Below are 13,996 nucleotides of genomic sequence, written 5' to 3'. Positions count from 1 at the left end.
ATTGGTTAGTCTGATAAAGTGTTAACAGGCAGACAGAAGGCGTTACTAAACGTAGGCAATGCAATCAATCTCAACCAGGGAATCACCTGGTACGCCGCCGTAAACAGCAACTGTGGTGCGGCATGGGGGCTTGTTGCCGAAGCGGCCTTTGTAAGCTTCGTTCATGGCTTTGTAATCGTTGAGATCATGCAGGAAAACGCTGCATTTAAGTACTTTCTCCATAGAAGAACCCGCTTTGATCAGCTCTTTTTCCAGTTCGTCCAGTACGTGCTTGGTATGTGCCGTGATATCTCCTTCAAAGTGCGCGCCTTTCCCGGCTACGAACACCAGGTTGTTGAACTTCGTGTGGCCCGAAAACAAGGGTACATCCTGGTACATTTCCACACTTCCAACTTCCTTTTCAGGCGCAGCATCAGCTTTCGCCTTGGTCGCAACCCCAAGCCCGGCTACTCCGGCCACCGAGGCAAACAGTTTTTTGATAATCGATCTTCTTTCGGACTTCATACTCGTTTTTTTTAAGGTTATAAACTGGTTGTATTAGGCTCTTTTCTTCTTGCTTTTTTTAGCGACTTTATCTGAACCGGGCAGCGTAATCTTCCAGATACTTCCGCCCGCTTTATTGCCGCCCTGCTTGCCGCCGTATTCGATTACATACAATGTATTTCCAACCAACAATGCGTCGGTTGGGGCGGTGAAGTTGTCGATAATGCGGGTTGTTTTTACTTTATAGTTGTCACTTGCTTTGTCGTAGATCATTTTGAGGTGGAGCAGATCTTTTCCCTGGCGTCGCAGCGGACTTGGGTTCACGACTCCGTTGCGCGGGCCGCCTGTATACCTGATTACAAATCCATCGCCGGTCAGGTCTTTGCCCAACGCTTTTTCATTGTCGAAAAACAGGCCCAGTGGAGAGGAGTGCGCATTGAATGTTCCCACTGTTACGCCGGTGGTATCCCCGTCCATTACTACGCCCGTTTTACGGTCACGGTATTCGTTGGCGTCCGGCCCCATGTTTTGTACAGAAGGGGTGAAAGCCACGCCTGCTGGTCGTTTCGGGAATTCGGGATCGTTGTGGAAATACTTCATTAACCATGCAAATGCAAATTTGCTGAGGAATGGATCTTTTTCAGGATCAGGCTGGTAGTCGGGATATTGCTGTGGGTTTTCAATGCCGCCCATGATCCAGGGAAATCCATAGTGGCGGCCCTGCCGCACCCAGAACATATCCTCTGGGTGATCGTAGTCGCCGGAATTGGAGACTGCAAACAAGTTGCCTTTTTCGTCAAAAGCCATATCGTAAGCATTCCGGATACCTTCGGCATACAGGTAGCCCTTTGCTTTCATTTCGGCTGCATCGGTCGTGAGTACGAGGTCTTTTGCATCAATGGGAATGCGGAATATGTTGGCCGTTAATGCATTATCCCTTGCGTTCGGGTACTCTCCGCCATTGTCCTGTACTTCACCGTGGTCTGTTCTGGCACCTGTGTTGACAAACACATACTTTTTATCCGGGCTGATTTCGAGTGCATTCCAGCCGTGGTCAAACGTCGTTTTATTAGCGCCATATTCCACCGTGTTGAAAACAACAGTCATTTCACCCGGCTGGGCCTTCATCTCGTAGCGGACCATCCTGCCTTTGTTACCCTTGTTGTTATTGACACTCACATTTCCGGCAAGGAACAATGTATTTCCATTGAAAGCAGCGCCCTGCAAACGGGGGATACCGTGGTCTTCGACTGAAAGAACCTTTTTGCTCTGCGGTTTTCCATCTACTTCAACAATCTTGATCACATCTCCGAAAAACGTCGTGTAATAGATCTCGCCAGAAACAGGGTGCCGGATAATTCGCACAGCTTCCGGCTCTACTTTCATGTATTCTTCGATGGTAATATCGTCGCGCAGCGCTACCGGCGGTTTGGTGGTTACCTCTTTTTGCTGGGAAAATGACGGAGCGGACACGCTCGACAGGAGCAGGGCGGCGAGTGCGTACTTGCAGAAGTTGCTGTGATATAACATGTATGTAACGGTTCAGGATTTACTCTGTTTTGCCAAGATGGCGTATGTAAGCTACAAGCTGCCACTTCTGCTCATCTTCAAACACATCTTTAAAAGGAGGCATATTGCCTCTCCCATTCGACAGTTTCCAGAATAAGGCACCGTCAGTCTGTTTTTTAACGAGGGTGTCGTGAAAATTAGCGGGTTTCTGTCCCAGCGCACCGCCAGCCGCGCCGTCGCCGTAACCTGCATCTCCATGACAAGAGGCACAATAAAGGGTAAACAGTTCTTCGCCTTGCGCCAGCGTCAGAGGCTCTTCATGAAACGGGCTTTTCAAGGTATCTGCCCAGGCAGGCGCTACCCAGGGTTCCTGGTCTGGTTTGGCGTGATGTGCAGTTTCCTGAAAAGAGAAGCCCGTCAGCGCGGAACCGAAGAGCAGGATAAAACTTGCCGCAAGTATGCTGTTCTGGAACATTGGAATGAAAACTGAAAAGTGGATCTATCAAACGGGCTTTTCTCCCTCCAACCTCCAAAAGGAATACTCAATTGCCGGAGAGTAATATCCACTCAATGAGGTTGGAAGGAGAAAAGCATTACTTCACATTATCGTTGGCAGCGCGTACCCGCGCAACCTCTTCGGCACTTACCGGCCCTGCGCTGTTGCCAAAGTTGGTCCTGATATGCGTCAGCACTTCGGAAATCTCCTCGTCCTTCAAAAAACTGTGCTGAGGCATCACATTGTTGTAAGGCTGCCCTTTTACTTCAATCGGCCCTTCGAGACCTTTTAGTATCACATTGATCAGCTTGTCCTTGTCCCCGGTAACCCACTCGGAGCCACCCAGTGGAGGGAAGCGCTGCGAGTCGCCCATTCCGTTGCGCTGGTGGCAGGCTGAGCAGTATACAGTATACACATTGCCGCCCGCCACAGGTTTGTCTTTATCCAGATTGTCATTGGTGAAATCAGGTGTGCGGATATGCGTAAGCGACTTCCGTTTCTCCATTTTCGCCAATGCGTTTTTTGCAAATTTTTTCTTATTCCCTTTATAAGTTACCTTCCAGATTTTCCCTTTTTCTGTTTCGGCGATATAGATTGAACCGTCGGGTCCCATTGCAATTCCCATCGGCCGGTACACAGCGTCACTTACATTGACGATCGGGTCCACTCCCGCAAAACCATCAGCGAAGATCTCATATTCGCCCGCAGATTGTCCGTTTTTGAATGGAACAAAGCCAATGAAGTAGCTTGACTGCGGATAAGGCGCCCGGTTGGTCGATCCGTGGAAGGCGATGAAAGATCCATTCAGGTAACGTTCGGGAAACTGGCTGCCTCGGTAGAAAAGAATGTCATTAGGAGCCCAGTGGCCGGGAAATCCGATCAGAGGTTTTTCATACTGACCGCAGTCACCCACAAGTTTCCCATCACCGCCGTATTCCGGATTGAGTACCTTTTTGTTCTGCATCTGGTCCCAGTAGCAATAGGGCCAGCCGGCGTGCGTGCCTTCTTTTATTCTCAAAAACTCTTCCGACGGCAGCATTGCACTTTGCCAGCCATTAAAAAGCTGTGGCCACAATCTCAGCAGATCGTCGCGGCCGTGTTGCAATGCATACAGGTTATTGTCCGCAAAATTCCAATCCATTCCCACAACACTCCGCAGGCCGGTCGCGAATTTGACTCCGTCTTTCTGCAATTGTCCGGGCTTATTGGCATCAAACTTCCATATTCCCCCGTGATCTTCAAGGATCGGGCAAGGCGTGATCCCCTTTGAGCCTGGGGTGCGGTTTTCTTCCTGGCATGCATTGGAGTTGGCCCCAAACGGCACATACATAAAACCTTTGTCGTCAAAAGTCAGCGGCTTGGCGATGTGCTCATGCATTCCGTGCGGGTGATCGTCTGTCAGTATCACCTCTTCTTTACTCTGCGGCACCAGGTCGCCCGGTGTGAGCTTGTACCGGTAAACCACCAGTTCGGAACTGAAATACAAGTATCCTTTGTAAATGCGCATGGCAGTACCATAAGCATGTTCCCGGGCTTTGCCCCCGAAGCGCTTGATGATATCCGCCCGCCCGTCGCCATTGGTATCCCGCAATGCAATCACAGACTCACCTGCATTCGCGAACCGCGCTTTTACATAAATGTCGCCATTGTCATTCACCGCAATATGCCGCGCCCGTCCGGGCAGACTGTCGACAACAACAGTAGCCTCAAAGCCTTCCGGCAAGAAAAGTCCGCCATTCTTCGAGTTAAAAGGCTGCTCTTTTCTGGCGGAATGCTGCGTAAAGCCCAATGTGAAAAGGACGAAGGAAGTGAGGAGATAGTTGAGGTGTAGTTTGTTCATTGAATTGTGAATTGGCTGTAAGCTGTTTGCTGGTTTTTGCCCTAAATCCCTAAAGGGACTTTCCTGGCATTCTCCTTGTTCCTTCGTCCCTTTCCTCCTTCCTCCCTTTCTTCCCTTAATTCAAATAAATAGGCTTCGTAATTCCATTCAGGTCGTATACGATTTTGCCGCCCATGATGGTCAGTTCGCATTCCAGTTTTTCTTTGGCTTCCATTTTGTAGCCTGTTTTGTCATAAAAACCGAAATTTCCTTTGCGCATGGAGAAAACAGCTACGTCAGCAATGGCGCCTTCGGAAATATGGCCGAGATTTTCACGGTGGATTACTTTCGCAGGTTCCCACGTACTGGCTTTGATCACGGAAGGCAGGTCCATTCCCATTGCGTAAAATTTTGACATAATGCTCAGCATATCCTTCATGGAACCGTTCATACTGCCTGTATGCAGGTCTGTGCTGATGGTGTTGGGTAAAAAGCCTGATTTCACCGCCGGGATTGCCTGTGAATAGTTGAAGCTCGCGCCGCCATAACCCACGTCGAAAATGATCCCTTTCTTCCGGGCTTCAATGGCGAAAGGTTTCACCTTTTTAGTCGCTTCATCCACGATCGTTTCCCTTACATTTCCTTCCAGGAGCGTATAAGCGTGTGTGAAAATATCTCCGGCGCGCAGGTGCTTCATAAAGAGATCTTCCAGCGGCAAAGGCGGCGTGCTGCCTCCGAAATCCACCATCACCGGCATATTGGCGAGCTTGCCGGCTTTCACCGCATTATCCACCGGCTTCCAGTCGGGTCCCATGAAGTGGGCTACTTTGAAACCTACTACATCGTTCTTGTTTCGCAAAGCGACACCGGCGACCAGGTTTGGATCCATATCGGTGGTATCCTGCTCCCAGTTCCCGCCGCGCATTCCCTGCCCTACGATGTTCATGAAAGACAAAACACGCGTTCTCGAATTAAGGATAATGTTGTTCTTGAATTCCTCGAAAGATTGCCAGCCCGCACCACCTGCATCCACAATGGTAGTAACCCCCACGCGGAATGTGAATCCGTCGGGTGGTACTGCTACAAAACCGTTGCTGAGATAGTGATTGGCTTGGGTGCCGAAGAAAACGTGACCGTGAATATCGATAAGCCCGGGTGTTACATACATTCCTTTGGCGTCCACCACCTGCCGGGCTTCCTTTGGGTCAATGTCTTTGGCGACTTTCTTAATCTTTCCTTCAAAGATCCCCACGTCCATTACCTGGTTGATGTTGTTTTTGGGATCGATAACCGTACCGCCTTTAATCAGTATGCTATAAGTTTGTGCATCGGCAACAAGGCAGCACAAGCCCGATAGCAGGCAAGCTAGTATAAACTTATATTTCATTATGATGGGTTTAGAAATCTGCTTTACTTCTTTAAACAACTGCTTTTTGAAGCTCTTCTTTCAATCTGGTTGCAACGATCTTTTCTTCACCAGGTTTCAGCATCCAGGTTGTGATCGTCAATGTATTGTTTTCTCCCGGCATGATTTCGATAGAAGGATTTCCGTCGCGCAGGTTTTGGTGCAATACCTTCACAGGCAGTGCCACTTTGGCGGCATCCCAGGAAATGCGCAGGGTTGGTGTGTGGTTTCCGAGTTCCGGCGCAAAAGTCTCCACCTGAACACCGGCCACGCTTTTAGCTGCATTGGTAATTGTAGCGGCGCGGTCTTCCCAGATCTTCCATTCCTTTTTGTGGTCCATTTTGACAAATTTGTCCAATGCCACGTACATGCCCAGTATCTCTTCCTTGTTTACTTTCATACCGCGCCCGATGGTCGATCCGCGTGGCGGCATGCTCAGTCTTGCTGCGTCGATCAGGTGTTTTTTACCCATCAGAATACCTGCGCTCTGTGGCCCGCGCATTGCTTTTCCACCTGATACACATACAAGGTCAAAACCCATATCATTGAATTTCCACAGGTTTTCAACCGGCGGTACATCGGCTGCCATATCGATCATGGTAGGAATGCCATTTTTCTTGGCGATTTCAACCCATTGCTGGTGATTGATCTGCCCTTTGTCAGACTGGATATGCAGGAACCACATCATCGCGGTTTTTTCAGTGATCGCTTTTTGGAGTTCCTCAACCGTTTCAATTTCTACGATCTTGCAGCCTGTGTTGGTCAGTGCGTGGGAGTAGCCGATGCTGTGCCCTTTTTGAATGATTACTTCGGACTTCATTCCGGTACCTTCCAGATGAGGTAGTGCTTCCACTTTCTTCTGGTCCATTCCGGTAAGTACTCCCGCAAGTCCGAGTGTCAATGCTGAAAAGCAGCCCGCAGTTACCACAGCTGACTCGGCGTGCGTCAATGCGGCGATTTTCTCACCTACTTTGGTTTGCACTTCATCCAGCATCATAAAATCCTTGGATGCACCCTGGATTGTCTCCATTACTTCTTCGTGCATCAGCGAGCCTGTCATCGCCGTGTAGGTACCCGCGGCATTGATAAAAGTACGTATCCCGAGTTCCTTGGCCAGGTTTCTGGCTGGTACCTTAGCCAGCATTCCGGCTGCTTCTGCATTGTTCTGCCCTAAAAATCCGCCAAGAAGAGGGAAGGCGGACAAATGCTTAATTAAATCTCTGCGATTGATCATAGAATATGAACTGAATTGAGTTGGCTGAACTATTTTTATTCCTTTCAATAAAGGATGCAGAAAATATGTGTGAATACTCGCTTCGTAGCTTTAATTTTTTCGATATGCGCAAATTAAGAAATAAAGTTTGGTCGACGCAGGCTTTGTATCTGTTTTGTTCCGAGTAGGCCGGGTTTAAATGAATAAGGCAGATAGGGTGATCTATCTGCCTCATAATCAAATTTTTGTATTGAATTTTGTACAAGACTTATGGAAGAAACAGCTGCTTCACACAAACCGGAGTGGGTGCGCTGATTTCTTTTCCCGTGTAAGTAAGCTGGCCTGTTGTTTTGTCCCTCTTGAAGAAAACCGCATTGTCATTGTCCCGGTTGGTAACTATGGCAAATTCCCCTTTCTCATCGATCAGGAAATTGCGGGGATGCTTTCCGTGCGTGTCCGCATGACCAACTAATGTGAGCTTCCCGGTGGCTGCATCCACACTGTAAATCACCAGACTTTCATGTCCCCGATTGGAAGCATACAGGAATTTCCCATCAGGAGAAAAATGGATATCGGCTGCGTAGCTTTTACCGGAAAAATCAGCAGGCAGCATAGATACCCTTTCCAGTGGAACCAGCGCGCCGGAGTTTTTGACAATCTTGAAAGAATTCACAACAGAGCCAAGCTCGCAGGCAGAATAGCCGAAATTCCCGTTCGGGTGAATGGCGAAATGCCGCGGCCCGTCGCCTTTTTTCACTTCGGCATAAGGAACAGCGCCGGGCGTCAGCTTGCCTGTTTTTGGATCTACTGCGTACACCATAATCTTATCAATGCCCAGGTCGGAAGCATAGACGAAGTTTCCGTTTGCGGAAGGGATCATCGAATGCATATGCGGTTTTTGACCTTCTCCACCTTTATCCTGAATGGTATCAGCCAATGCGCCCAGGCTGCCGTCCTGGTTGAGCCGGTATACCGCCAGATTTCCGCTGCCGTAATTGGACAGGTACACGAAGCGACCTTTCGGGTCGATGCCCACGTGGCAAGGGCCGTTTCCGTGTGTTGGCTGTGTATTTAATGCAGTCAGCTTGCCGGTTGCGGGGTCGATCGCGTAAGCGCTTACAGTTCCGTTACCTTCATTGGCGGCATACAGGAATTTTTTGTTGGGATGTAATTCCAGGAACGACGGGCTGGTTTTGCTGGTCAGCACCTGCAATTCTTTGAAGGACATATTGCTTCTGTCCAGCTCGTATACATAAATACCCTCTCCTTTTTGGGTGTAAGTGCCAAGGTACAGGATCTCTTTTTTGTTTTGTGCAAATGCAGACATAGCGACGATCAGGCAAGAAATAGTCAGAAAAATCGATTTCATCAGGTTTGATTGGTTTCTATGTTATTCAAAAATTAACGTGCCGAACTTCCTGAACTCGTGAAAGCTGCCACCCGTTTTCTGCCAGGAGTAATAAGCGGTTTCTGAATCGTAATCAATGCGGTAGAAGTTCCCCCTCCACCTGGTGCCCGACTTGGGTATCGACGGGACAATGGGGCTCATCAATGCGTATGGAATGAAAAACTCCGCTTTCCAGCCTTCCACCGCGGCCATACTTTTCTTTTGTCCGCCCTGCGCGCTGGTCTCGTGCTGAGTGCGATTGGATTCATTATAAATCCAAGGTTTCCAGCCCTGCGCTTTTCCATTCAGGTTAGGGATCAGGATCGGCAATTCGTAGTTTAATGGGGAAACTTCGTATTCAAAATAAATGGGTACTGAGGTATCAGGCCACAAAAACACTTCCACCACGTCTTCCTTGAACAGCAATCCGTAGTCTTCCATAATCGTGGCTGTCAGCTTCTGATCCGCGCAATCGAACAGGAAATAAATACCCTTATCGGAATACAGGATTTTCACTTTGGTAGGGAACTGCTTACCGGGACCTTTTTGGCCGGGACCTTTCTGGACAGTGATATCAAACCATTCCGCAGCGGACCAGTTGCGCGCCGTTCCTTCGCCATTTACCTTGAAGTCGGTCGTTTTTTTAATGGTCAGTGTAGAGTCGGGCACCAACGCGAAGGCCAGATTCCGGCTGAATACGCAGGCCAGGAGCATGGCGGCTGTAAGAATTTTTTGAAACATGGATAAAAGTTTAGGAGCTGGAAATGCAGGACAGGAGTGTGGTTATTTTTAGTCAGGTGTGGTCGTGACTGGTCAGCCGGCTTGAACAGAATGAATACCAGCTGATCCGCTGCCAGGTGCGGCAATTTCATTAGGTTTTTACATTTTACCAAACGATTGTTGAAGCGGGCCGCAGGATTGATTCCTTCCCGTTAATCCGCATTTTCGTTTTTTTGGAATGATTATTTAATGTATTCGTCAAAACATTAACGAACCTTAAACTGCAAATATCATGATACGCCAAAGAGGAGAACCAGCAATCCTGGATACCAGCAAACCCATTATTGAACCGCCGGTATTTCCGGATTATCCTACAAATACACAGCAGTCAGCCCCGATTTCCGAAGACCCGAATATCGTCGGCGGAAAAGGAGAAGATGACGAAGACGAGGAATATGTAGATGTCGACGAAGATGAAGATCTGATCGACGAAGAAGGTACTGTCGTTGAGGACTTCGATGACGATATCGAAAACCGCGAAGTAGTCATCGAAGATGGTGACGAGATTATCGCGCTGGATGATGATGATGATGATGACGAAATTTAGGATTAATAAACCTGAATAATTGGAAAGCCCTTTGGACGAACTCCGGAGGGCTTTTGCTTTGGGTAATGAGTAATGCAAAGCGGGTTGTGCCTTATTCAGCTAAATTGTTTTTTCTCCACCTTTCCCAAACCCATGCGTTCCGACAATCCGAATGTTACCCAAAGCATTACGCAGGTAATTGCCGCTTCTTCACTTGGTACATTAATCGAATGGTATGATTTCTACATTTTCGGCAGTCTGGCAGTTATCATCGGGCAGCAACTGTTCCCCAGCGACGCAGGTGCTTCCGCGCTGATCAACACACTTGCCATTTTCGCGGCCGGGTTTATTGTCCGCCCATTCGGCGCATTGGTTTTCGGACGTTTGGGAGACTTAATCGGACGTAAATACACTTTTTTACTTACGCTGGTCTTAATGGGTGGGTCTACCTTCCTGATCGGACTAATCCCTTCCTATTCCAGCATCGGGTATGCGGCACCTATTCTGGTACTGATACTCAGGCTTGTTCAGGGACTTGCATTGGGCGGTGAATACGGCGGGGCGGCTACTTATGTTGCTGAACACGCGCCTGTCGGCAGAAGAGGGTTTTTTACGAGCTGGATTCAAACTACCGCAACACTTGGCCTTTTCCTTTCACTCGGTATCATCGTTGTGACCAAAAATTTGCTCGGGGCGGAAGACTTTGCGGATTGGGGCTGGCGCATTCCGTTTCTTCTTTCAATCCTGCTGGTCGGCGTTTCCATTTACATCCGCATGAAAATGCACGAGTCCCCTGTTTTTACGAAGTTGAAAGCGGAGGGGAAAGTATCGTCAAACCCGTTAAAAGAGAGTTTTCAGAAGAAGGCCAATTTCAAAATGGTACTGCTCGCATTGTTTGGAGCTACAATGGGGCAGGGGGTAATCTGGTATACCGGCCAGTTTTATGCACAGTCTTTCCTTGAAAATACCTGTAAGCTGGATTTCAATGAATCACGCTACATCCTGCTTTGGGCGATTTTGTTTGCCACTCCGTTTTTTGTGGTATTCGGCTCATGGAGTGATAAGGTGGGGCGCAAATGGATTATGCTGACGGGTATGCTGCTCGGCGTATTTTGTTACCGACCTATTTATCAATACTTCATTGACGCTACCAATGTGCGTGAAATGGAGAAAACAAGTCTGGCAAGTACCTCGGAGCCGGTAAAAGAGCGTAGTCTGGCGCCAAATGGAAGCGACTCTCTGATCACAACTACGGTTACAAAGACTTTAGCCAACGGAATGACATTCAAAGAAACGCAGACTGTCACCGCATCGGCAGACCAGGAGGTAGTTACACCGGAGTCAACGATCAAGGATGTTACACTTTCGGGTTCCACTTATGTGATCGTTATTCTGCTCGTTTTCTTCCAGGTATTGCTTGTTACAATGGTTTACGGGCCGATCGCTGCATTTCTTGTGGAGCTTTTCCCGACCCAGATCCGGTACACCTCGATGTCGCTGCCTTACCATATCGGAAATGGCGTTTTCGGTGGGTTGGTGCCGTTTATTGCCACACTCGTCGCTTCGTTCAGTGGCTCGACGCCGCTCTCGGGACTTTGGTATCCGATCGGTATCGCCGCCCTTTCATTCGTGATCGGCGCTGTTTACATTGATAATCGGATTGATAACAATGTAATGGACTAAGGTTTTCTCGTTTCTAAAAATATTACACTCAGAATATGAATGCATTAAAGAAGCTTTTAGGGATTGTTTGGATGCTGCTTGGACCTGTTATCATCATTTTTTTGTTTATGCAGGCAACGGACAAGATCGCAGCTGCGGCGGAAGGGATAGCGAGGACCAACACCACTTTACAATGGTTTATCATCATTTTGATATTCATCCCGATTTGCGCAGGACTGGTGATTTTCGGTTATTACGCCTGGAAAGGGGAGTATGACCGCTTGCCGGAAAGTTCATCAGAATTGTAATCATGAAGGAAGAAGTATATATCCTGTCTGCTGTGCGGACACCCATCGGAAGTTTCGGAGGCGCGTTGTCATCGGTTCACGCTGCCCGACTTGGCGCTGCCGCTATTCGCGGCGCATTGGATCAGGCGGGCGTGAAAGCTGAGCAGGTAAACGAGGTGATCATGGGCAATGTCGTATCCGCTAATCTCGGGCAGGCTCCGGCCCGCCAGGCTGCTATATATGCAGGTTTGCCTGAGAATGTGATCTGTACAACGGTAAACAAAGTGTGTGCTTCGGGTATGAAGGCGGCTGTGTTCGGGGCGCAGGCCATCCAGCTGGGCGATGCGCAATTGGTGGTTGCAGGCGGAATGGAAAATATGTCGCAGATACCCTATTATTTACCCAAAGCGAGAAATGGGTACGGGTATGGGCATGGCGAAATAACGGATGGTTTACTCAAAGACGGCCTCACCGATGTCTATGATCAGATCGGTATGGGCGTGTGCGGCGACCGGACTGCGGCTAAATACGGGATCACCAGAGAAGCGCAGGACGAATTTGCGATACAGTCTTACAAGCGAAGTGCCGAGTCTACTGCAAATGGTTTTTTTGCAAGAGAGCTGATTTCGGTCGAAGTTCCTTCACCAAAAGGAGGCGAGTCGGTGTGGGTTGCTGAGGATGAAGAATTTAAAAAGGTGAAATTTGAAAAAATACCTTCATTGAAACCGGTGTTCTCCAAGGATGGGACAGTGACCGCTGCAAATGCATCTACCATCAACGATGGCGCGGCTGCACTGGTTTTAGCTGACCGAAGCACCGTTGAAAAAGGCTATTTAACACCATTGGCGCGCATTGTTGCCTATGCTGATGCGGAACAGGATCCCGCCTGGTTTACGACAACACCTGTGCTCGCTACGGAGAGAGTGCTTGCCAAGGCAGGCTTGTCTATCAACGATATTGATTATTTCGAGGTAAATGAAGCGTTCGCCGTTGTAGCGCTGGCTTATATGCAGGCTTTCAAGCTTGATGCAGAAAAAGTAAACGTTTTCGGCGGTGCAGTGTCGCTGGGTCACCCGCTCGGCGCATCCGGTGCGCGCATTATCACAACCCTGCTTTCAGTTTTAAAACAAGAAAATGGCAGGTACGGACTCGCTGCGATCTGTAATGGCGGCGGCGGAGCTTCCGCGGTGATTATTGAAAATTTGTAGTTACCGGATCAGGACTTTCAGGCGGTTGTAAAAACCCGTGCTTTTGAAAGTGAAGGTTTTGTGTAAAATGTAGTTGCTGACGAAGCTGCAACCCTGCCCGAATATGTAGCAGATCATTTCAGTAATGTTCACCTCTTTTTTTCCAAAAGGCAGCCTTGCTTCGTAAATGTCGTAGCCCAGGTAGTGGGTAACAATGTAGTAGGAGCCGTCAGCGCCTAATTTTGTTACAAAAAGAGAGAAGGTCGCAACCATAAAAAACTTAACCATTTCCCGGCGCGTCTGATTGCTTCGGCGCGCATCGAATGCGAAAAGTTTTGTCAGGATAAATCCCCATACCAAGCCTACAAGGTAGGAGGGAACAATGGAGTCGCTCCACGAAATGCCGAACCAATCCTGAATTAAACTGCTGGAAACTAATTGGATAACCGCCCCGGTGCCTGCAACAAGAAAATAAGCTATTAAATCTTTTGCATTAAAAATCTTACTCTTTTCGACTTGGGTCACTGTGTGCGGCTGTTAGTTTTGAATATGGCTGGAAACGCAAATAAGGCTCAATATTAGGAAGAAATTGGTGTTCAACCAAAACAGGACATTGAATTTGATTGATCGGAAAGAATGGCGAACAGAGGCCGATATGGCACTATTTTTGTTCTGAAAACGCTATCTAGTTGATTTATTTCATTAAAACAGCCATCCAGTATGAAAAAGCTACTACTTCTATCTTCCCTGTTTCTTTTCGTTACCGATGCTTTTTCGCAAAGCCAGGATTGGGCATTCGGATTTGAAGTCGGTGAACCGATAGCAGTAAGCGTCAGAAAATATGGAGACCGTAATGCGCTGGATATCAGCTTTGGTACGTACATTGGTTTGTTCAAAAGCAAAGACAACTACAAAGTGAGCAACGATGATATGGGTGGTGTGGGTGTGATGTTCAATGTGAGCTACGAGTGGTATGTACCATTGTTCAATGAGCGGATCTCCGCCTATGCAGGTCCGGGCGTTCAGGTCAATTCCAGGAGATACTATCCCGATCGCAATGTAAAATCAGTTTATACAACCAATATTTCAACCGGGCCGTCAGGAACAGTCGGGCTGGAATTTTTCTTTGCGCAAAGACCAGCTTCATTCTTCGTAGAAGGCGGCGGGTATCTTGAATTGATCCCTAAATTCTTTTACTTTAATCCAAACCTCAGCATTGGGCTGAGACATAACTTCTAACCT

General features: G+C 48.2%; 14 protein-coding genes. 5 read left to right on the top strand and 9 right to left on the bottom strand.

All coding sequences use genetic code 11. The features are described 5' to 3' along the window. Window positions 1-45: 45 nt before the first annotated feature. The 8 genes from Q369_RS0104520 to Q369_RS0104485 all read right to left on the bottom strand — a co-directional run bounded on the left by Q369_RS0104520 (window position 46) and on the right by Q369_RS0104485 (window position 9,053). Window positions 46-504, bottom strand: coding sequence for a RidA family protein (locus Q369_RS0104520; protein WP_031526618.1), 459 nt, complete (start codon window positions 502-504; stop codon window positions 46-48). A gap of 33 nt (window positions 505-537) precedes the next feature. Beyond that, window positions 538-2,013: a PQQ-dependent sugar dehydrogenase gene (locus Q369_RS0104515; protein ID WP_031526617.1), complete on the bottom strand. Its 1,476-nt coding sequence runs from the start codon at window positions 2,011-2,013 to the stop codon at window positions 538-540. Between the two features lie 19 nt (window positions 2,014-2,032). Beyond that, window positions 2,033-2,467, bottom strand: a complete 435-nt coding sequence (locus Q369_RS0104510; protein WP_031526616.1) for a c-type cytochrome — start codon at window positions 2,465-2,467, stop codon at window positions 2,033-2,035. 118 nt (window positions 2,468-2,585) lie between these two features. Then, entirely contained in the window at window positions 2,586-4,328 is a 1,743-nt protein-coding gene (locus tag Q369_RS0104505) for a PQQ-dependent sugar dehydrogenase (RefSeq protein WP_031526615.1), read from the bottom strand. 115 nt (window positions 4,329-4,443) lie between these two features. Beyond that, window positions 4,444-5,694, bottom strand: coding sequence for an amidohydrolase/deacetylase family metallohydrolase (locus tag Q369_RS0104500; protein WP_031526614.1), 1,251 nt, complete (start codon window positions 5,692-5,694; stop codon window positions 4,444-4,446). Between the two features lie 31 nt (window positions 5,695-5,725). Further along, window positions 5,726-6,946, bottom strand: coding sequence for an aminotransferase class V-fold PLP-dependent enzyme (locus tag Q369_RS0104495; RefSeq protein ID WP_031526613.1), 1,221 nt, complete (start codon window positions 6,944-6,946; stop codon window positions 5,726-5,728). A 247-nt stretch (window positions 6,947-7,193) separates the two neighbouring features. After that, complete coding sequence (locus tag Q369_RS0104490) at window positions 7,194-8,294, bottom strand: lactonase family protein (RefSeq protein ID WP_031526612.1); 1,101 nt, start codon at window positions 8,292-8,294, stop codon at window positions 7,194-7,196. A 21-nt stretch (window positions 8,295-8,315) separates the two neighbouring features. Continuing rightward, window positions 8,316-9,053: a carbohydrate-binding family 9-like protein gene (locus tag Q369_RS0104485; protein ID WP_031526611.1), complete on the bottom strand. Its 738-nt coding sequence runs from the start codon at window positions 9,051-9,053 to the stop codon at window positions 8,316-8,318. Between the two features lie 271 nt (window positions 9,054-9,324). On the opposite strand from Q369_RS0104485, the gene Q369_RS28980 reads away from it, so the two are divergent. From Q369_RS28980 to Q369_RS0104465, 4 genes are all read left to right on the top strand, one after another. Then, entirely contained in the window at window positions 9,325-9,639 is a 315-nt protein-coding gene (locus tag Q369_RS28980) for a hypothetical protein (RefSeq protein WP_031526610.1), read from the top strand. A 132-nt stretch (window positions 9,640-9,771) separates the two neighbouring features. Continuing rightward, on the top strand, window positions 9,772-11,301 hold the full coding sequence (locus tag Q369_RS0104475) for an MFS transporter (RefSeq protein WP_031526609.1): 1,530 nt from the start codon (window positions 9,772-9,774) through the stop codon (window positions 11,299-11,301). A 35-nt stretch (window positions 11,302-11,336) separates the two neighbouring features. Continuing rightward, window positions 11,337-11,588, top strand: a complete 252-nt coding sequence (locus tag Q369_RS0104470; RefSeq protein ID WP_031526608.1) for a DUF6814 family protein — start codon at window positions 11,337-11,339, stop codon at window positions 11,586-11,588. Window positions 11,589-11,590: 2 nt separating this feature from the next. Further along, complete coding sequence (locus Q369_RS0104465) at window positions 11,591-12,775, top strand: thiolase family protein (protein WP_031526607.1); 1,185 nt, start codon at window positions 11,591-11,593, stop codon at window positions 12,773-12,775. Here the strand turns inward: Q369_RS0104465 and Q369_RS0104460 are convergent, their stop codons facing one another. After that, entirely contained in the window at window positions 12,776-13,279 is a 504-nt protein-coding gene (locus tag Q369_RS0104460; protein ID WP_031526606.1) for a GtrA family protein, read from the bottom strand. It lies immediately after the preceding gene. A 195-nt stretch (window positions 13,280-13,474) separates the two neighbouring features. Here Q369_RS0104460 and Q369_RS0104455 point away from each other — a divergent pair, with 195 nt between their 5' ends. Continuing rightward, entirely contained in the window at window positions 13,475-13,993 is a 519-nt protein-coding gene (locus tag Q369_RS0104455) for a hypothetical protein (protein ID WP_031526605.1), read from the top strand. Window positions 13,994-13,996 lie beyond the last annotated feature (3 nt).

The sequence above is a fragment of the Dyadobacter crusticola DSM 16708 genome (genome assembly GCF_000701505.1).
Taxonomy (GTDB): Bacteria; Bacteroidota; Bacteroidia; order Cytophagales; family Spirosomataceae; genus Dyadobacter; species Dyadobacter crusticola.
Note: the sequence above shows the minus strand (reverse complement) of the source record. Positions and strands in the feature narration are given on the sequence as shown.